This window comes from Nocardioides dubius (assembly GCF_039528155.1).
Lineage (GTDB): Bacteria > Actinomycetota > Actinomycetes > Propionibacteriales > Nocardioidaceae > Nocardioides > Nocardioides dubius.
Map to the genome: position 1 here is coordinate 1 of NZ_BAAALG010000009.1, position 17,548 is coordinate 17,548.

Below are 17,548 nucleotides of genomic sequence, written 5' to 3' on the forward strand. Positions count from 1 at the left end.
CCGCAAGCTCTCCCGGGAGGCGGCCGCGTGGTTCGACCAGACCCTCGCGGACGGCGAACGCTACGGCTGGCCCACCATCGAACGCACCCTGGCGATGGCGGTGGCGAAATTCCACCCCGAGTTGATCCGCGACAAGAACGGCCCGCTCACCAAGGCCGACTGGGACGTGCGGCTTGAGCACCGCTACGGACCCGATGGCGCTGCGTCCGGCACCTCCACCTTGGACGTCATTGGTGACTCGCTCGACCTCACCCGGTTCCACGACCTCGTCTGCGACGAAGCGGAGAAGCTGAAGCGCGCCGGCGACACCGACACCCTCGGACAGCGGAAGGCCAAGGCGCTGGGCAGCATCGCGGAGGCGCAAGGCACGCTGGACTACGAAGGTTCCGACGGTCTCGACCAGCGGGGTGGCGACAATCTCGACCAGCGCGACGACCCTGATCGCGCTGCCGGCGAGACCGGCGATGCCGCTAGCGAGCCTGCGCCGCAGAGGCGTCGCAAGGGCCGCGGGCTCCGCGTCTTCGTGCACACCACCCTCGCCGACCTCTTCGGCGCCGACGACCTCGCCCTCGCCGACACCGACCGACTCGGCCCCATCCTCATCGAGCAGCTCACCGACTGGCTCAAGCGGCACGGGTCCATCGCCACCGTCACCCCGGTCATCGACCTCAACCGCACCGGCAGCGTGGACCGGCACGACCCACCGCCGTGGATGGTGGAGTTGGTCAGGGAACGCGATCAGCACTGCGTCTTCCCGCACTGCACCCGTTCATCTGCCGACGCCGACCTCGACCACATCACGGCCTACGACGAGACGGGGCCGCCGGGCCAGACGAACCCCGAGAATCTGGCGCCGCTCTGCCGACGCCACCACCTCGCCAAGACCTTCGCCGGCTGGAGATACGTCCGCAACCGAGACGGCACCTACACCTGGCACAACAAGCGCGGCCACACCTGGCTGGTCACCGCACTCGGCACCATCCAGCTCGACTGAACCACAGCGCCACCTCCGGCAACCACCTGGTCACCGGAGGCATCGGCGCGCCTCAGGCCCGCCCGCGCGCCGTGGCGCACTCAACAGGGGCGATCACCCCGGGGACGGCCGGCAGCGCCGGACCCTCCGGCAGCCACCGGCCACCGAAGGCTTTGGCACACCGCGGCGCACTCGACAGGCGCGACCAACCGCAGGCACCGGGCCAGCGCCCAGTGCTCTCGACAAGCCCGACCAGCGAGCGGCGGCCCGACCTTCGGCGGCTTTCTCGCCCGACTCTCGCCGCCTTCTCAGCCGTGGCTCAGGCAGGGCTGGCACAGTAAGCATGTGAGCCCTGCGAACCCTTCCCACGTGCTGGTGGTCGATGACGACCGCGCCGTCCGCGAGTCGCTGCGCCGTTCGCTGGAGTTCAACGGGTTCCAGGTCTCGATGGCCAGCGACGGCGCCGAGGCCCTGGCCACCATCGGCGGCCTCCACCCCGACGTGGTGGTGATGGACGTGATGATGCCCCGCCTCGACGGCATCGAGGCCACCCGCGCGCTGCGCGCCGCCGGCAACGACGTGCCGATCCTGGTGCTCACCGCCCGCGACGCCGTCGGCGACCGGGTCGCCGGACTCGACGCCGGGGCCGACGACTACCTGACCAAGCCCTTCGCCCTCGAGGAGCTGCTGGCCCGGCTCCGCGCTCTGCTGCGCCGAGTCGTCCCCAGCGACGACGGCGACGACGAGGTGCTCACCTTCGCCGATCTCAGCCTCGACGTCGGCAGTCGCGAGGTGAAGCGCGGCAACCGCCCGATCGAGCTGACCCGCACCGAGTTCGCGCTGCTGGAGATGTTCCTGCGCCGCCCGCGCCGGGTGCTGGAGCGCTCCTTCATCCTCGAAGAGGTCTGGGGCTACGACTTCCCGACCACCGCCAACTCACTCGAGGTCTACGTGGGCTACCTCCGCCGCAAGACCGAAGCCGAGGGCGAGCCCCGCCTCCTGCACACGGTGCGTGGCGTGGGCTACGTGCTCAAGGAGTCCAGCTGATGGTCGACGCCCCCGCGGCGCGCCAGCAGGACGGCAACGACGACGGCTGGTGGCACTACCGCCGCAGCCTGGCCAGCCGGGTCACCCTGCTGACCACCTTCGCGGTGGGCCTGACCGTCGCGTTCGTCGCCCTCGGTGCCTTCGTCACCGTGCGGATGCAGATGCAGAACACGCTCGACGCGACCCTGATCGACCGGGCCCAGAAGTCCGCCCTCTCCTCCACGCTGCCCGAGCTCAGCGCGGGCCGCTCGATCCCGTCCTGGGCGTTCGGTGCCGCCGACGTCCGGATCGTCTTCGTCTCCTCCACCGGCGCCACCTTCACCATGGACGACGGCCCCGACCTCCCGCTCGGCAAGTACGAGCTCGAGGTGGCCCGGGGCGAGCGGAAGAACGTGATCCGCACCATCGACGCCGAGGGCACCAGCTACCGCGTGGTGACGGTGCCGACCAAGGACAGCGGCATCGCGCTCACCATCGCGCAACCGCTGACCTCCCAGGAGCAGGTCCTCGACCGGCTCGGCATCGTGATGCTCTCCTTCGGACTGGCCGGCGTGATCATCGCCGGTCTCTCGGGCTGGGCGGTGGCCCGCAACGGCCTGCGTCCGGTCCGCCGGCTCACCGCCAAGGCCGAGGAGATCGCCCGCACGGATCAGCTCACCCCGATCACCGTGGAGGGCACCGACGAGATCGCCCGGCTCTCCAGCGCCTTCAACTCGATGGTGGTCACCCTCGGCGCCTCCCGCGATCGTCAACGCCAGCTGATCGCCGACGCCAGCCACGAGCTGCGCACCCCATTGACCTCGCTACGCACCAACCTCGACCTGCTGATCCAGGCCGACTCCTCCGGCGGCCTGCCGCCCGAGGCCCGCCGCGAGCTGCTCGACGACGTCCGTGGCCAGATCGACGAGATGACCACCCTGATCGGCGACCTGGTCGAGCTGGCCCGCGACGAGCAGAGCCCGCACGTGGTGGAGCCGGTCGATCTCGAGGTGATCCTCGAGCGCGCCCTGACCCGGGTCCGCCGCCGGGCCAACGACGTCGACTTCGACGTCGTCACCAACGTCTGGTGGGTCGAGGGCGAGGAGAGCTCGCTGGAGCGAGCGATCACCAACCTGCTGGACAACGCGGTGAAGTGGAGCCCGCCCGGCGGCACCGTCACCGTGGGCCTGGTCAACGGCGTGCTCACCGTCTCCGACCAGGGCCCCGGCATCGCCGAGGCCGACCGCGCCAAGGTCTTCGAGCGGTTCTACCGCTCGGACGAGTCCCGCTCGATGCCGGGTTCGGGCCTCGGTCTCTCGATCGTGCGGCAGACCGCGCTGCGGCACTCCGGCTGGGTGGACGCCACCGAGGCACCCGGCGGCGGTGCCTGCCTCACCCTGTCGCTGCCGGGTGCTGCCACCCCGCCGTCCGACGCCTGAGGCGCCGGGCAGCACGGCGCCCCGGCCGACGACCGCGACCGGTCAGCGGCCCAGCACACCCCGCACGCGACGCACCAGCCGGGCCGGAGCGCTCGGCTGCGGCCGCATGCTGGACGCCTCGGCGTTGCGGAGTCGCTCGCGCAACGAGTGCCGCTCGCGGTTGCGCGAGCGGACATCGGTGAGCATCGTCGACACCATCTCGCTGGTCACCTCGAGCAGCTCGTCCGCGCTGACCTCGTCAGGGTGGCGCACGTCCGGCTGCTCGCGTCGCGGCATCAGCGCGTCGACGTCACCGCGCACGTCGTAGTCGTCGGTCCGGAGCATCGCCACCGCGCTCTCACCGCGCTCAACCCACCCCGCCCAGGTCTCCGGTGCCGGCCGGAACCGCTCCGATCCAGCGGGCATCACCGGCGCAGAGCCGAGATACCCCCGGATCCACGCGCCACGGTCGTAGCCGCTGCTGAAGCCCTTGAGCTTCTGGTTGATCTTCCGCAGGGCCTCCACCTGGACCAGGCCGAGGCGCTGGTTGACCGGCTTCTCCGGAGCGGCCAGCTCCGGCCCGGGAACCCCGAGGAGGTCGATGAAGCGGCGCCAGATCTCCCCTGGCTCCGCCCCACGCGCGCCCATCGGCAGAACGTGGATGCGCTCGGCAGGAACCGCCTGCGACCAGCGCGCGAGCACGTCACCGAGGTCGAACGCACCCCAACCCCAGGCATCGTGTGGCGAGTAGTCGTCCCGTGGCGGGAACTCGTCGATCGGCTTGCGCCCGCCGTTCTTGACCCACTCCTGCCACTGGCTCGGCGCCAGCTCGGTCATCGGTCGCGCGGTGAGCGCCACATGCACCTCCGCTGGCGCGAGCTGCTCCACCCCACGGCGGATCTGCTCGACCGCGGCCGGCCCGAAGAACTCGTGGCTGATCACCGCTGTCGGAGCGTCGCTCTGCTGGATCTCCTCGACCAGGTCCTGCCAGGGACGCGCGACGTCGCCGGGTCGCGTGGCGAGCTTGGGATCGTCGCGGAAGTCGAGGGAGGCGAGCAGATGCCGGCGGCGACTCCTGCCCGGCAACAGCACCTGCCGTCTGCGCAACTCGTCTTGGTGCCGCCACAATCCGTCTTGCAGATAGGTGGTTGCGGTCTTGGGAAGACCGATGTGCAGGTAGACCCTGCGGACCAACGTCTCATCCTCTCCACGCCCGAACGATGTCTTCGACCGTAGTGGTGATTGATCCTTCAAACACTGGGGGTTCGCACCCAAACCTCAGGTCTCACGAGCCGCGGCGTGCAGCCGGGCCGCCTTCCACTGCGTCTCCGCGAACTCCTCGACGACGTCCGACCCGACCGTGATCCCACCACCGGTGCCGAGCTGCCAACGTCGCCGGCCTGCGGCGTCCACGCCGCCCGAGAGGCTGCGGATGATCACGCCCAGGTCGGCGCGACCGTCAGGCGCGATCCACCCGAAGGCACCGGAGTAGGCACCGCGAGCACTGCTCTCCACCTCGGCGATGATCTCCATGGTCCGCAGCTTCGGCGCACCGGTCATCGAGCCGGCCGGGAAGAGCGCCCGCAACGCGTCGATGGTGCCGACCCCCGGGCGCAACCGGCCGCGCACCGTGGAGACCAGCTGGTGCACCGAGCGGTAGCTCTCGACCTCCATCAGCACCGGCACCGCGACCGTGCCCTGCTCGCAGACCATCGCCAGGTCGTTGCGGAGCAGGTCCACGATCATCAGGTTCTCGGCGCGGTACTTCGCGTCCTGGGCGAGCCGCTGCCGGTGCGCGGCGTCCTCGGCCTCGGTGTCGCCACGCGGCGTGGTCCCCTTGATCGGCTTGGTCTCCACCCACCCCGCGGCGTCGATGGTGGCGAACCGCTCCGGCGAGGAGCTGAGCAGCCAACTGCCCTGATGCTGGAGGAAGCCCGCGTACGGCGCCGGGTTCAGCTCCCGCAGTCGCAGGTAGGTGCCGACCGGGTCGAGGTCGCCGGCGACCTCCTCGCGATGGGTCAGGTTGACCTCGTAGGAATTGCCCGCATGCAGGTGCTCCTGCACCCGCTCGAACGCGGCCCGGTACTCGGCCGGCGCCGCATCCACGCCCGGCACGACGTCGGCACCCGGCACCTGCGCACCGCCCTCCGAGGCCGCGTCGCGCTGCGGTGCCGCACCGCGCTGCGAAACGCCGCTGCCCTCGACCAGCTCATGCCGGTAGAGCTCGACGTGTCGGGTCCGCATCCAGACCGCGCTCGGCGCCGGGTCGCCCGGGTCGACGCGGGCCGGCAGGTCCGCCCGGCTGGGATAGCCGAAGTAGCCGACCCAGTGCACCGGCTCCCCACTTGCGCGATCGCGCGCCACGTACTCGGCCAGCACCTCGAAGATGTCGTTGCCGACCACGCGCGACGTGTCGCCCTGATGGGCGGTCACCGTACGGCTCGTCGCGTCGTAGCTCAGCGAGAGGTCGTCGTCGTCGAGCCAGCCGATCAGCGAGCGCCTGCCCGACCAGTCGCGCGCGCCGCCGCCGTCGAGCCAGAAGCAGCGCGGGTGCCGGGCAGCGACTTCGACGAAGCGTTCCGTGGCCGCCGCACCGTCGCGGCGCGCCCCGGCGGACTCGCCACCCGCGTTCATGGCCGCTCCACGAAGTTGCGCACCAGTGCGGCGCCGTGCACCGACAGGATCGACTCGGGGTGGAACTGCACGCCGTGCAAGGGCAACGCGCGATGCCGCACCCCCATCACCACCTCCGGCTCACCGGGCCCGCCGTCGCACCAGGCAGTCGCCGTCAGCACCTCGGGCAGCCGCGTCGCCGCCAACGAGTGGTAGCGGACGGCGTCGAACGGCGTCGGCAGGCCCGCGAAGACCGAGTCGCCGCGATGGCGGACCCGGGCGACCTCGCCGTGCGCCGGGGTGATCCGGGCGACCTCGCCGCCGAAGGTGGTCACCATGCCCTGCATGCCGAGGCAGACGCCGAGCACCGGCACCGTACCCGCCGCCAGCACCTCGCTGCCGACCGCGAAGTCACGCGGAACCGCCGGATGCCCCGGCCCCGGCGAGAGCACGATCCGGTCGAAGCCAAGCAGGTGGTCGGCGTCGACGTCGTCGTGCTGCACCACCGCCGGCAGCAAGCCGGTGACCTCGGCGATCAGGTGCACCAGGTTGTAGGTGTAGGAGTCGTGGTGGTCGACCACCACCACCCGCGGGCTGCTCACGGGTGCACCATGAGCCGGCTCAGGGACCGACCAGGAGGTCGCGGACCAGGTCGTGGATCAGGTCGAAGCCGTTCTCGGTGAGCACCGACTCGGCGTGGAACTGGATGCCCCGATAGGTCGGACCGGTGATCTGGTGGACGTCGCCGGTCGCCGCGTCGGTGGCCACCGAGACGCCGTCCGGGAGCGGGGTCTCGGCGCCGACCCGCGCCACGAAGGTGTTGTAGAAGCCGACCCGCTCGGTGCCGCCGGGCAGCTCGACCGCGGACTGCGTGCCCTGGAAGACGATGTCCTTGAACGCCAACGGCAGACCCAGCCGCTCGCAGAGCGTCTGGTGCCCGAGGCAGACCGCCAGCATCGGCTGGCCGGATGCCAGCAGCTCGTCGACGGCCGCGCGGATCCGCTGGATCTTCGGGTCGTCGCCGTCGCGCGGGTCGCCCGGTCCGGGGCCGACGATGACCAGGTCCTCGCCGTCGAGCGCACCCGGCACCCACTCCTCGTGACGCACCGTGCGCGAGCTCATGCCGAGCACCGCGAGCACGTGGCGCAGCATGTTCACGAAGTCGTCCTCGCCGTCGAGGATGACCGCGCTCTTGCCGCGCAGGGCAGGGTCCGGCGTCTTGCCGGCCTGGTTGGTGAGCCAGAACTTGCTGAGCCGCTGGTTGCGCTCGTTGAGCGCGATCAGGATGTCCTCATCGCCTGCCAGCGCGCCCAGGCTTCCGGCCGGCGCGGCAGCCTGCGGGACCAGGCCGAACGCGGAGAGGATGCCGCCGGCCTTGGCGTGCGTCTCGCGCACCTCGGTGGCCGGGTCGGAGTCACGCACCAGGGTGGCGCCGGCGACCACGCGCAGCGTGCCGTCCAGGCCGACGTCGGCCGAGCGGATCACGATCGGGCTGTCCAGGGTGGAGGAGCCGTCGGCGCCCCGGCCGATCAGCGCCAGCGCGGCGCCGTAGTAGCCGCGGCCCTCGGGCTCGTAGGCCTTGATCAGCTTGCAGGCGTTCTCCACCGGGGAGCCGGTGAGGGTCGCGGCGTACATGGTGTCGCGCAGCACCTCGCGCACGTCGCGCTTGGTCTTGCCGGCCAGCAGGTACTCGGTATGCACCAGGTGCGTCATCGGCTTGAGGAAGGGGCCGAGCACCTGGCCGCCCTCGCTGCAGATGTCGCACATCATCTTGAGCTCTTCGTCGACGACCATGAAGAGCTCGTAGATCTCCTTCTCGTCGGCGAGGAACTCCAGCAGCTCGGCCTTGGTCTGCTCGATCGGCTGGGCCGTCTTGGGCAGGTGGTAGGTGCCCGAGATCGGGTTCATCCGCACGTTGCCGTCGACCACACTGACGTGGCGCTCGGGGCTCGCCCCGACCAGGAACCGGTCACCGGTGAAGAAGACGTACGTCCAGTAGGCGCCGCGCTCACGCTCGAGCAGCCGCCGGAGCACGGTCAGCGCCTGCTCGGCGCCGAAGTCGGCGAGCTTGGCCCGGAAGTTGCGTGCCACCACCAGGTTCGCGCCCTCGCCGTGGCCGATCTCCTCGGCGATCACCTGCTCGACCAGCTTGGCGTAGGCCTCGTCGTCGATCTCGAAGCCGCCGCGGTCGGAGAATTCCAGCTCCACCTGGGGCAGCGCTGCGATCAGCTCGTCGACGACGACGTGGTGCTGCTCGGTGAGGTCGACGACCACCAGCGGGGTGCCGTCGTCGATCGCCTCGAAACCGCGCTCGGCGACCTGGCGGAACGGCACCGCGAGCAGGCGGTCGAGGGCGGCGCCGTCGGCGGGGACGCCGTCAGCGAGCGGGACGTCGAGCAGGCTCTCCACGACGCTGCGGGTGCCGCCGACCAACGCGGCCTGGGGCTGGTCGCCCTGACGGATCACCGCCCATGCCTCGCAGCCCATGATCGCGTCGAGCGCGGAACGGGCAGCAAGGTTCTCAGACATGGGAAAAACTCTAGTCGTTCGCGCGCCGGGCGGACGCGGCCGTCCACCCGGCGGCGAGCCGGCTCAGCCCTCCCGGAAGCCGTGCCGCTCCCACCAGCGGGCCAGCGGCGCGGGCGCCCACCAGTTGAACCGCCCCAGCAGCTTCATGGTGGCCGGCACCAGCAGCGCCCGGACGATGGTCGCGTCGATCAGCAGCGCGACCAGCATGCCGACGCCGATCATCTTCATGAAGACGATCCCGCTGGTGCCGAAGGCGCCGATCACGATGGCCAGCAGCAGTGCCGCGGAGGTGATGATCCGGCCGGTCTTCTGCACACCGATCGCCACCGCCCGGTTGTTGTCGCCGGTGCGGTCCCACTCCTCACGGACCCGTGAGAGCAGGAAGACCTCGTAGTCCATGGAGAGGCCGAACAGGATCGCCAGCATCAGGATCGGCTGGGTGGCGTCGAGGAACCCCGAGCTGGTGAAGCCCAGCAGGCTCTCCAGGTGGCCCTCGGCGAAGATCCAGGTGACGACGCCGAAGGAGGCGGTGATCGAGAGCGCGTTCATCACGATCGCCTTGAGCGGCAGCACCACCGAGCCGAAGGCCAGGAAGAGCAGCACCAGCATCACGAAGACCACGACCAGGCCCATCCACGGCAGGTGCGCGCCGATCGAGTCGAGCAGATCGACGGTGTCGGCGCTGAGGCCACCGACCAGGACGTCCGCACCCTCCGGCGGCTCGACGGCGCGCAGGTCGTGCACCATCTGCTGGGACTCCTCGGTCTGGGAGTTCCCCTCCCAGGCGACCCGGAGCAGGCTCTCGGAGCCCTCGGTCGCGACGACCTGCGCATCCAGCACGCCGTCCACCGCGGCGAGGTCGGCACGGTACTGCTCGACGGCGTCGCCCTCGGCGCCGGAGAGCGAGAGGTTGGCGGTCGAGCGCTCGGGGCCGAACTCCTCGTTGAGGGTCTCGGCCGCGATGTGCGCACCGGCGTCGTCGGGCAGCACCCGGTAGTCGACGCTGCCCCACTTGACCCCGAGGAACGGCGCTCCGATGCCGAGCAGGATCACGGTGATCCCGACCGCGTAGAAGACCGGGCGGCGCATCACCGCGTGCGCCAGCCGCGCCCACGCACCGTGCTCGCTCTCGACGGCGTCCTTGCGGCGGCGGTTCAGCAACGGCACCCGGCCGGCGTCGATGCGGCGCCCGAGGAAGCCGAGGACCGCGGGCAGGATGGTGAGGGAGGCGATCATCGCGACCAGGACGGCGGCGATGCCGCCGAAGCCGATAGAGCGCAGGAAGTCCTGGGGGAAGACCAGCAGCGAGCTCATCGCCGCCGCCACGGTGAGACCGGAGAAGAGCACGGTGCGCCCGGCGGTCGCCATGGTCCGGCGCAGCGCGGCGCTGACCGCGTCCGGGCCCTCGCGCTGCTCCAGCTCCTCACGGAAGCGGCTCACCACGAAGAGCGCGTAGTCGATCGCCAGACCCATCCCGAGCAGGGTGATGATGTTGACCGAGAAGATCGACACCTCGGTGAAGACCGAGATCAGCCGGACCACCGCGAGGCCGCCGATCACCGCGACGCCGCCGACCAGGACCGGCATGCTGGCCGCGACCAGGCTGCCGAAGATCACCAGCGAGAGCAGCAGCACTAGCGGCATCGCGATCAGCTCGGCGCGCTTCAGGTCGGCGCTGGTGTGCTCGTTGACGTCGTCGTAGACCGCCCAGGTGCCGGCCAGCTCGGTCTTCAGGCCCTCGGCGCTCAGCTGGCCGCGGATCTCCTTGAAGCTCGTGGAGTTCTCGTCCTGGGTGGTTCCCGCCAGCGAAATGTAGACGGTGGTCGCGTCGCCGTCCTTGCCGAGCATGGACGGGTCCTGGGTGTCGTACCAGGTGACGGCGGAGACGCCGTCGGGCAGAGCGGTGACCACCCCCTCCACGGCGGCCTGGAACTCCGGATCGGCGGCCTGGAGGGTGTCGCTGGAGTAGATCGCCACCACGTCGACCGCCTGGTTGCCGAAGACCTCGCGCTCGGCGGCGAGCTGGCGCGAGCTCTCGGATGCGGGGTCGTCGAATCCGCCGTCGCTGAGGCCACCGAAGACGCCGGCGCCGTAGATGCCGGCCAGCACCGCGGTGAGCAGGCCGGCGATCAGCACCGGCAGCGAGCGGCGGGCCACGAACCTGCCCCAGCGATCAACCATGACGAACCCCTTTGTGAACCACGTTCATTCCAGTAAACACCGTTAACGGTAAACGGTGTAAACTCGGGCCGTCAACGGGTCGACGGGAGGAAACGAGTGACGAGCAGCACAGCTTCGGGACGGCGGGAGCGGCAGCGCGAGGCGACCTACGCCGAGATCGTGAGCACCGCCCGCGCCCTGCTCGCCGAGGGCGGCGAGCTGTCCCTGCGCGCGATCGCCCAGCGGATGGGGATCACCGCGCCCGCGCTCTACCGCTACGTCGCCAACTACCAGGAGCTCGTCGACCTGGTCGCCTTCGAGATCGACAAGGCCGCGACCACCCGCTTCGCCGAGGCCGCCGCCCGCTACCCCGACGACGACCCGGCCGGGCAGCTCGTCGCCGCCACCGCCGCCTTCCGCAGCTGGGCCCTGGCGAACCCGCGCGAGTTCGGCCTGGTCTTCGCCAACCCGATCGCCGACAGCAGCTGCGTGCGCCGCGATTTGCTCACCTCCGCCACCTCGGGCCACTTCATGAACGGCCTCCTGGTGCGGATCTTCCACGAGCGCGGCATCCCGCACCCGGCGCTCGACGAGCTGGATCCGGAGGTCCGCGCCGCCGTCCTCGATCCGCTGATCCCGATCGATGCCTCAGCGATCGACGAGGCCGACCGCGGTGTGCTGTGGATCTTCATGCGGGCCTGGCAGACGCTCTACGGCGTGGTCACCCTCGAGGTGTTCGGCCACATGGACCCACGCGTCATCGAGAGTGCCGCCATGTTCACCGCCGCCATGCACTCCCAGCTCCCGCCACTGGGGCTGGACGCCGAGCCGGAGGGCCCGCGGCTGCAGGCGATCCTCGCCGCGGAACTGGCCCGCGAGGCAGCTCAGAAGCCGTAGCTGCGCAGCACCTCGTCGACCCAGACCGGCACCAGGTCGCCGGCCCGGCCGTGCCGCGCCTCGGAGAAGAAGTGGGTGCCCTCACTGGGCTCGAGGTTGAGCTCGAGGGTCTTGGCCCCACACGACGCCGCCAGCTGCACGAACCCGGCGGCCGGGTAGACCGCACCCGAGGTGCCGACCGAGACGAAGAGGTCGGCACGCAGCAATCGGCGCTGGATCTCGTCCATGCCGTAGGGGATCTCGCCGAACCAGACGACGTCCGGGCGCAGCTCGCTGACGCCGCAGCGCGGGCAGGGCGGGAAGTCGGAGAGCTCGCCGGTCCAGTGCACCCGGCCGTCGCAGGCGCGGCACCAGGCCTTGAGCAGCTCGCCGTGCATGTGCGCGACCTGGGTCGACCCGCCGCGCTCGTGCAGGTCGTCGATGTTCTGGGTGACCAGGAAGAGGTCGTCGCCCAGCACCTCCTCGAGCCGGGCCAGCGCGACGTGCGCCGGGTTCGGCTCGACGTTCTTCAGCGACTTGCGCCGCTCGTCGTAGAAGCGCTGGACCGCGGTCGGCTGGGCCTCGTACGCCTCCGGGGTGGCGACGTCCTCGATCCGGTGGCCCTCCCAGAGCCCGTCGGCGTCGCGGAAGGTGGGCACGCCGCTCTCCGCAGAGATGCCGGCGCCGGTCAGCACCACGATCCTCATCAGGTGACTCCGAACTCGTTGGGTCTCGTCAGGCGGCGACCAGACTAGCCCGTGCGACGTGCACCCGATCACATCCCCCAGCCGAGCGCGGCCCCGCTCAGTCGGCGGTGGGTCGCGGCAGGTGGCCGGCGATGAAGAGCGCCTCCGCCGTCACGCAGGGCTCGCCGTCCACGCTGAGAACGCCCTGGGTGTAGAGCTTGCGGCCATCGACGCTCTCCTGCTTGGCGCGGATGGTGATCGGCTCTCCCAGGGGCACCGGGCGCTTGAAGTTGAGCGTCAGCCGAGCGGTCATCCCGCCCCGGCCGGCCCAGCCGTTGGCCATCCCGAGGGTGTGGTCGAGCAGCAGCGCCGAGATGCCGCCGTGCGCCATCCGCGGCTGGCCCTGGTAGGCGATCGGCAGAGTGGTGCTCGCTTCGACCGAGCCGTCGGGCTGACCGTGCACGACCAGCGGCGGTGCGATCGGGTTCTGCGGCCCGGTCACCAGATCGTGACGGTTGGGGCCCTCCTGCTGCCACATCTCGACGAGCCGGGCGGCCTCGTCGGGCAGCGCGTCCTCGACCTCGGCGGCGATCGCGTTGATCCGCGTGGCCAAGGCGTCGGTGTCGTAGTCGGTGCTGTCGCCGAGGCGGACCAGCGCATCGACCAGTCGCCGGGCGGCCGCCGCGGCAGCGTCCAGGCCGCCCTCGCTCGCGCGCGCCGACATCAGCACCGGCTCGCCACTGCCTGCGTCCCTGCCTGCGCCTGCCTGGGTCACCACTTCGTACTCGACCGTCTCCGCCATGCCTGCACGCTAGAGCCGCGCCCCGCCTGTGACCGCTCCCCGATCCCGCTGGCAAGGACGCCGAGGGCGCACAAATGGCACCCGAAGGCGCACTTGTAGCGGCCGAAGGCGCACCTGTAGCGGCCGAGGGCGCACTTCTGGCGGGCGAAGGCGCAGCAGGGCTCGACCGCGGGCGCTCAGAGCGCGCGCAGCTGAGCCCGCAGGTCGGCGTCGAGCTGCTCGGTCGCATACGACAGCGCGGTGCGCCCCATCCGGGAGGCGTGCTCGGTGAGGTGGTCCACGAGCGCCGCCCGATCGATCCGCTTGCCGACCTCGCGGAGCATCCAGCCGGAGGCCTTCTGGATCAGGTCGCGACGATCGTCGATCACTGCGGACGCCGCGGCGAAGGTCGGGGCACTGGCACCCGCCTTGATGTGGGCGAAGGTCGCGATGATGCCGACCCGTCGTCGCCACAGGTCCTGCTCGCCGACCAGCTCCATGACCAGCGCGGTGCCGGCGCCCTCGGTGCGCAGGTGCTCGCCGACCAGCCACTCCGCGGAGACGTCGACCAGGTCCCAGCTGTTCACGCAGCCGGCATGGACGGCGTCGAGGTAGAGCTCGTGCAGCTGCTTGCGCAGGGCGTCGTCGCGGCTGCGGGGCCGGAGCGCACGGCGGAACGCGTCGACCGCCATCGCCAGGGCTGCGAACCGGTGCTCGTGCTCGTCGTCGTCGAGCAGGTCGCGGACCTCGCTCCACGCCAGCCCGGTGTGCTCCTTCGCCACCGCCCGCACCACCGGCACCCGCACACCGAGGAAGACGTCACCCTCGCCGTACCCGCCCGGGTGGGTCTGGAAGAACCTCGCCAGGCTCTCCGCGTAGTACGGATCAGCCCGCAGCGCGAGCGCCGCGCGCACGTCGTCCGCAGTCAAAGTGGGCACCACCTCACCCTAGAGCCGCCCCCACCTTGACCGGGCTCCGGATAGTCCCTGACGTTTTCGTGGTTTTCGGGGGCAGAAAACCACGAGAACGTCAGGGACTATCCAGAAAGTTGGACGTAGGTCAGGTTCGGCGGCGCAGGTGAAGCAGGCCGGGGAGGATCAGCAGAAGGGCGGCGAGCAGGTGCCACCAGCGCACGGGGGTGCCGGTGTCCGGGAGTCCGGACGTCGTCTCCCGGGTGGGGTCGGTTGCGGTGTCGTCGCCCGCGTCGTCGGTCCCGTCGTCCCCGCCGTTCCCGCCGTCGCCAGGACCAGTGCCGGGGTCGTCCGTGCCCGGGTCGTCGGTGTCGGCTGCGCGCACGGTGAGCGCTACCTCGGCGGTGAGGGTGTCGCCCGGCGCCGCTGCCCGCGAACCGCCCTCGCCCGGCGCGGCTGCCGGCGCGCGGCCCAGGCCTGGCACCAGATAGGAGGCCGTCACCCGGTAGTCGCCACCCTGCTCGGCGCCGCAGGCGTTGGCCTCGCAGCGCCCGGCACCCGAGATCGCGAAGGTCGCCGCATCGGTGAGGTCGCCCACCGGGTTGTCGAACTCGTCGTAGCCGGCCACGCCGAACTGCTGCACCCCGCCCGCGTCGATGGTGGCACCGTCGGGCGACACCTCGATCCGGTCGACGCCCGCCGCGCTCACGATCAGCCGCGCGTCGTCGGTGAGTCCGGCATAGGCGCCCGTCACCGTGTACTCGCCGGCCGCGGTGCTGCCGCAGGAAGCGGCCACACAGTCCGCTGCGCCGGTGCTCGGCACGAAGGTGGTCTCCTCGGTGACCTCCTCGATGAGGTCACCCGAGGCCGCAAGCAGCATGGCCTGGAACCCGACGCGCTCACCTGCCACGGCACGGCCGGTCTCGGGCAGCACCAGCAGGTAGGCCTCCTCGGGCACCTCGACGATGAGCTCGGCGGTCAGGTCCGGCAGCCCGGAGGCGGTTGCGGTGACCTGATGAGTGCCCGGCGTCCGGGAGGAGCAAGTCCCTGCGTCACAGGCGACGGCGTCACCCGCGAACGCGTACTCACCGGTCGGCGTCGACACCTGGTTGTCGTACTCATCGTAGCGGGTCACCAGGTAGTCGACCGGCTCACCCGGGCGCACCGTTGCGGTGGCGGGAGTCAGCTCGTCGTAGGCAGCGGCTGCTGGAGTGACCGTCACCGTCACCGCATCCGACAGCTCGCCCAGGGTGCCGGTGATCTCGTAGTCCGCAGCAACCGTGCTGACGCAGGTGCCCATGCCACACGCCATCGCCCCCATGCTGCGGAACGCCGTCTCCTCGGTGACGTCGCCGAGGAGACGATCCTGGTCGTCGTAGGCGGTGGCCGTCAGCGCGATCACCTCGCCGGCGGCCACCCGGGTCGGCGACGCCGTGACCTCGATGTGGTCGACCTCGGCGGGGATCACGGTGAGCAACGCGTTCATCGTCCAGGAGTCACCGGCGACCTCACCGAAGTAGTCGCTCATGTCGATGCCGATGACGTAGGTTCCGGGCTCGTCGGACCAGCACGCATAGCCCTCGCAGGTCGCGCCCGCGCTCGCCCTCATCTGGAGCCCGATGAACCCAGAGGTGCGCCCGGCGAGGTTCCCGTACTCGTCGACCCCGCCGAACAGATAGGTCTGGCGCTCGCCGGCTCGGACCACGGCGTTCGCGGGCGCGATCCCGTTGCGCACCGACTCGCCGGCAACCACCTGCATGCTGGTGCGCGCGGAGAGGGCAGCGTAGGACGCCGTCACCGTGAAGTCGCCGGCGAGGGTGGAGGTGCAGGTGTCGGCCTCGCACGAGCGTTCGTGCCGCACCCCCGGTGTCTGCCAGGTCCCGGCGCCGTCGATCGCCAGCGTCACGCCATCGCTCAAGGTGCCGAGCGGCTGGTCATCGGCGTCGAAGCCGCGGACGACGAACCGGCCCGGCTCCCCCGCCGTCGTCGGCAGGTCGACCTGGTTGACCCGGATCCGCGCCACCTGGGACGGATCGATCGGGCCGTCCGGGTGGACCCACAGGGTGCCCTCGGCGCGCAGCTCCCGGTAGGTGGCCGTGATCGGGTACCGGCCGGGCGTCTCGGCGCCGCAGAGCACCAGGAAGCACTGGGCGGGTGCCTGTGCGGTCAGGATCAGCTCGGGCATCTGCGCCTCATCAGGGCGGGTGCGGTTGCCGAAGCGGTCGACGAACCAGGCGCTGATCGGCGCGATCTCCCTGGCCTGGGCTTGCAGCTCGTCGGGGTCGAGGACCAGCTTCACCGGGTCGGCCGCCTGCACCAGGATCCGCTCGTTGGCCCGGGCGGCGCGATAGATCGCGAGGATGTCGTACGCGCCGACCTTGTCGATGGTGCAACGGGCGCCGGTGCAGCTGCCGACGTCCTCGGTGAGGTCGCTGTAACTGGCGTGGATGATCCGGAACGTGGTCTGGTCGGTGACGTCGATCGGGTCCCCAGCGGCGTCTCGGCCCACCGCCCGCACGTCGAACCCGGTACCGGCCTCGACACTCTCCTGATCCAACTCCACCCGCAGCCCGCTGACCGCCCCGGTGGCGTCCTCGACCACGAACTCGGCCTCGGCCTGCACGGTCGGATCGCTGATGAGCGTGGCCGTGATCGGGTAGCTGCCGGGAGTGGACGACGAGCACGACAGCGTTCCCGCCGTGAGGGCGCAGCCGAGGTCCGCGGCGTGGTCGAGCGACACCGGCTCGGTGACCGAGCGCACCCAGTTGCCCTGCTCGTCGCGCCACACCAGCGAGAGCTGACGCACCTCGCCGGGCAGCACCGAGACCCGTGCGGGCACGACGCTCAGCGTCCGCGGCTCCCCGGGCAGCACCTCCAGGCTGGCCACGTCGGCCAGCCGCCCGAGGCTCGCCTTGACCACGAACTGGCCGGCCCGCTGGCTGCGGCAGACGTTCGCCTCGCAGGTCCCCGCACCGCCGACGAACTCGAAGGAGGCGCGGGCGGTGACGTCCTCGGTCTGGGCGTCGTCGTCACCCGCCCAGACCGTGAACGTCGCCTCCTCGCCGACCCCCACCGTCGTCGTGTGTGGCTCGACCCTGATCCGAGTCGGCTCTGCCGCTGCGGGCGCCTCTGCCGGTGCCGCCTGCTGGGCGGGCGGCGACGTCGGCTCGGCGGGCGCCTGCTCCGGTGCGGGCGCCTGCTCCGGTGCAGGTTCCGGGTCCGGCACGTCCTCGGGGGCGGCCTCCGGTGACGGCGCCGCCTCCTCCCCGCCAGGTGGCGCGGTCTCCTCTGGCGCCCCCGCGCCGCCAGAGGAGACCGGTGCGTCGCTCTGCGCGACGGTGGCCGGGCCGGTCGGCTCCGGCACGCCGTCGTCAGCGAACGCTGTGGTGCTGACGACCAAGGACGCCGCCAGCGTCCACGCCGCCACCACCCCGACCCCCGCCTCGACCCGACCCGGACGACGACCAAACCGCATGACACAACTCCCGATCACGCCGGCGGTCCCAGACGCCACCGGTGTGTCCACCGAACCGTGTCCACCACCTCACCGGCTACGCAGGAGCGTGGGATTCGCC

General features: G+C 71.2%; 13 protein-coding genes. 4 read left to right on the forward strand and 9 right to left on the reverse strand.

The window, feature by feature from the left end; all coding sequences use genetic code 11:
- From ABD151_RS11020 to ABD151_RS11030, 3 genes are all read left to right on the forward strand, one after another.
- Positions 1-994 (forward strand): HNH endonuclease signature motif containing protein (locus tag ABD151_RS11020; protein ID WP_343994229.1); only part of this gene is annotated, 994 nt, incomplete at its 5' end.
- Positions 995-1,318: 324 nt separating this feature from the next.
- Entirely contained in the window at positions 1,319-2,020 is a 702-nt protein-coding gene (locus tag ABD151_RS11025; protein ID WP_343994231.1) for a response regulator transcription factor, read from the forward strand.
- Positions 2,020-3,438, forward strand: coding sequence for a sensor histidine kinase (locus tag ABD151_RS11030; RefSeq protein WP_343994233.1), 1,419 nt, complete (start codon positions 2,020-2,022; stop codon positions 3,436-3,438). The genes ABD151_RS11025 and ABD151_RS11030 overlap by 1 nt, the downstream gene beginning before the upstream one ends.
- Before the next feature lie 42 nt (positions 3,439-3,480).
- Here ABD151_RS11030 and ABD151_RS11035 read toward each other — a convergent pair whose 3' ends face one another.
- From ABD151_RS11035 to ABD151_RS11055, 5 genes are all read right to left on the reverse strand, one after another.
- Positions 3,481-4,524: a hypothetical protein gene (locus ABD151_RS11035; RefSeq protein WP_343994235.1), complete on the reverse strand. Its 1,044-nt coding sequence runs from the start codon at positions 4,522-4,524 to the stop codon at positions 3,481-3,483.
- Positions 4,525-4,695: 171 nt separating this feature from the next.
- Complete coding sequence (locus ABD151_RS11040) at positions 4,696-6,051, reverse strand: anthranilate synthase component I family protein (RefSeq protein ID WP_343994237.1); 1,356 nt, start codon at positions 6,049-6,051, stop codon at positions 4,696-4,698.
- Entirely contained in the window at positions 6,048-6,632 is a 585-nt protein-coding gene (locus ABD151_RS11045) for an anthranilate synthase component II (protein ID WP_343994239.1), read from the reverse strand. Before ABD151_RS11045 ends, ABD151_RS11040 begins: the two co-directional genes overlap by 4 nt.
- A gap of 19 nt (positions 6,633-6,651) precedes the next feature.
- Positions 6,652-8,559: an anthranilate synthase family protein gene (locus ABD151_RS11050; protein ID WP_343994241.1), complete on the reverse strand. Its 1,908-nt coding sequence runs from the start codon at positions 8,557-8,559 to the stop codon at positions 6,652-6,654.
- 63 nt (positions 8,560-8,622) lie between these two features.
- Positions 8,623-10,740: an MMPL family transporter gene (locus ABD151_RS11055; RefSeq protein WP_343994243.1), complete on the reverse strand. Its 2,118-nt coding sequence runs from the start codon at positions 10,738-10,740 to the stop codon at positions 8,623-8,625.
- Between the two features lie 96 nt (positions 10,741-10,836).
- Between ABD151_RS11055 and ABD151_RS11060 the strand changes: the two genes are divergently transcribed.
- A complete protein-coding gene (locus ABD151_RS11060; protein WP_343994245.1) occupies positions 10,837-11,616 on the forward strand; it encodes a TetR/AcrR family transcriptional regulator in 780 nt (259 codons plus the stop codon).
- Here the strand turns inward: ABD151_RS11060 and ABD151_RS11065 are convergent.
- The 4 genes from ABD151_RS11065 to ABD151_RS11080 all read right to left on the reverse strand — a co-directional run bounded on the left by ABD151_RS11065 (position 11,604) and on the right by ABD151_RS11080 (position 17,448).
- Positions 11,604-12,302 carry an NAD-dependent deacylase gene (locus ABD151_RS11065; RefSeq protein ID WP_343994247.1) on the reverse strand — a complete coding sequence of 233 codons (699 nt, stop codon included), beginning with the start codon at positions 12,300-12,302 and terminating at the stop codon, positions 11,604-11,606. The two genes, ABD151_RS11060 and ABD151_RS11065, sit on opposite strands and share 13 nt — an antisense overlap.
- A gap of 97 nt (positions 12,303-12,399) precedes the next feature.
- Entirely contained in the window at positions 12,400-13,083 is a 684-nt protein-coding gene (locus ABD151_RS11070; protein WP_343994249.1) for a PaaI family thioesterase, read from the reverse strand.
- Positions 13,084-13,259: 176 nt separating this feature from the next.
- Complete coding sequence (locus ABD151_RS11075; RefSeq protein WP_343994251.1) at positions 13,260-14,000, reverse strand: DNA alkylation repair protein; 741 nt, start codon at positions 13,998-14,000, stop codon at positions 13,260-13,262.
- A 121-nt stretch (positions 14,001-14,121) separates the two neighbouring features.
- On the reverse strand, positions 14,122-17,448 hold the full coding sequence (locus ABD151_RS11080) for a hypothetical protein (protein WP_343994253.1): 3,327 nt from the start codon (positions 17,446-17,448) through the stop codon (positions 14,122-14,124).
- Between the last annotated feature and the right edge of the window lie 100 nt (positions 17,449-17,548).

Coding starts and splice junctions, on each gene's coding strand:
- ABD151_RS11030 (WP_343994233.1), top strand. CDS start 2,020: ATGGTCGACGCCCCCGCGGCGCGCCAGCAGGACGGCAACGACGACGGC.
- ABD151_RS11055 (WP_343994243.1), bottom strand. CDS start 10,740: ATGGTTGATCGCTGGGGCAGGTTCGTGGCCCGCCGCTCGCTGCCGGTG.
- ABD151_RS11050 (WP_343994241.1), bottom strand. CDS start 8,559: ATGTCTGAGAACCTTGCTGCCCGTTCCGCGCTCGACGCGATCATGGGC.
- ABD151_RS11080 (WP_343994253.1), bottom strand. CDS start 17,448: ATGCGGTTTGGTCGTCGTCCGGGTCGGGTCGAGGCGGGGGTCGGGGTG.
- ABD151_RS11070 (WP_343994249.1), bottom strand. CDS start 13,083: ATGGCGGAGACGGTCGAGTACGAAGTGGTGACCCAGGCAGGCGCAGGC.
- ABD151_RS11065 (WP_343994247.1), bottom strand. CDS start 12,302: ATGAGGATCGTGGTGCTGACCGGCGCCGGCATCTCTGCGGAGAGCGGC.
- ABD151_RS11040 (WP_343994237.1), bottom strand. CDS start 6,051: ATGAACGCGGGTGGCGAGTCCGCCGGGGCGCGCCGCGACGGTGCGGCG.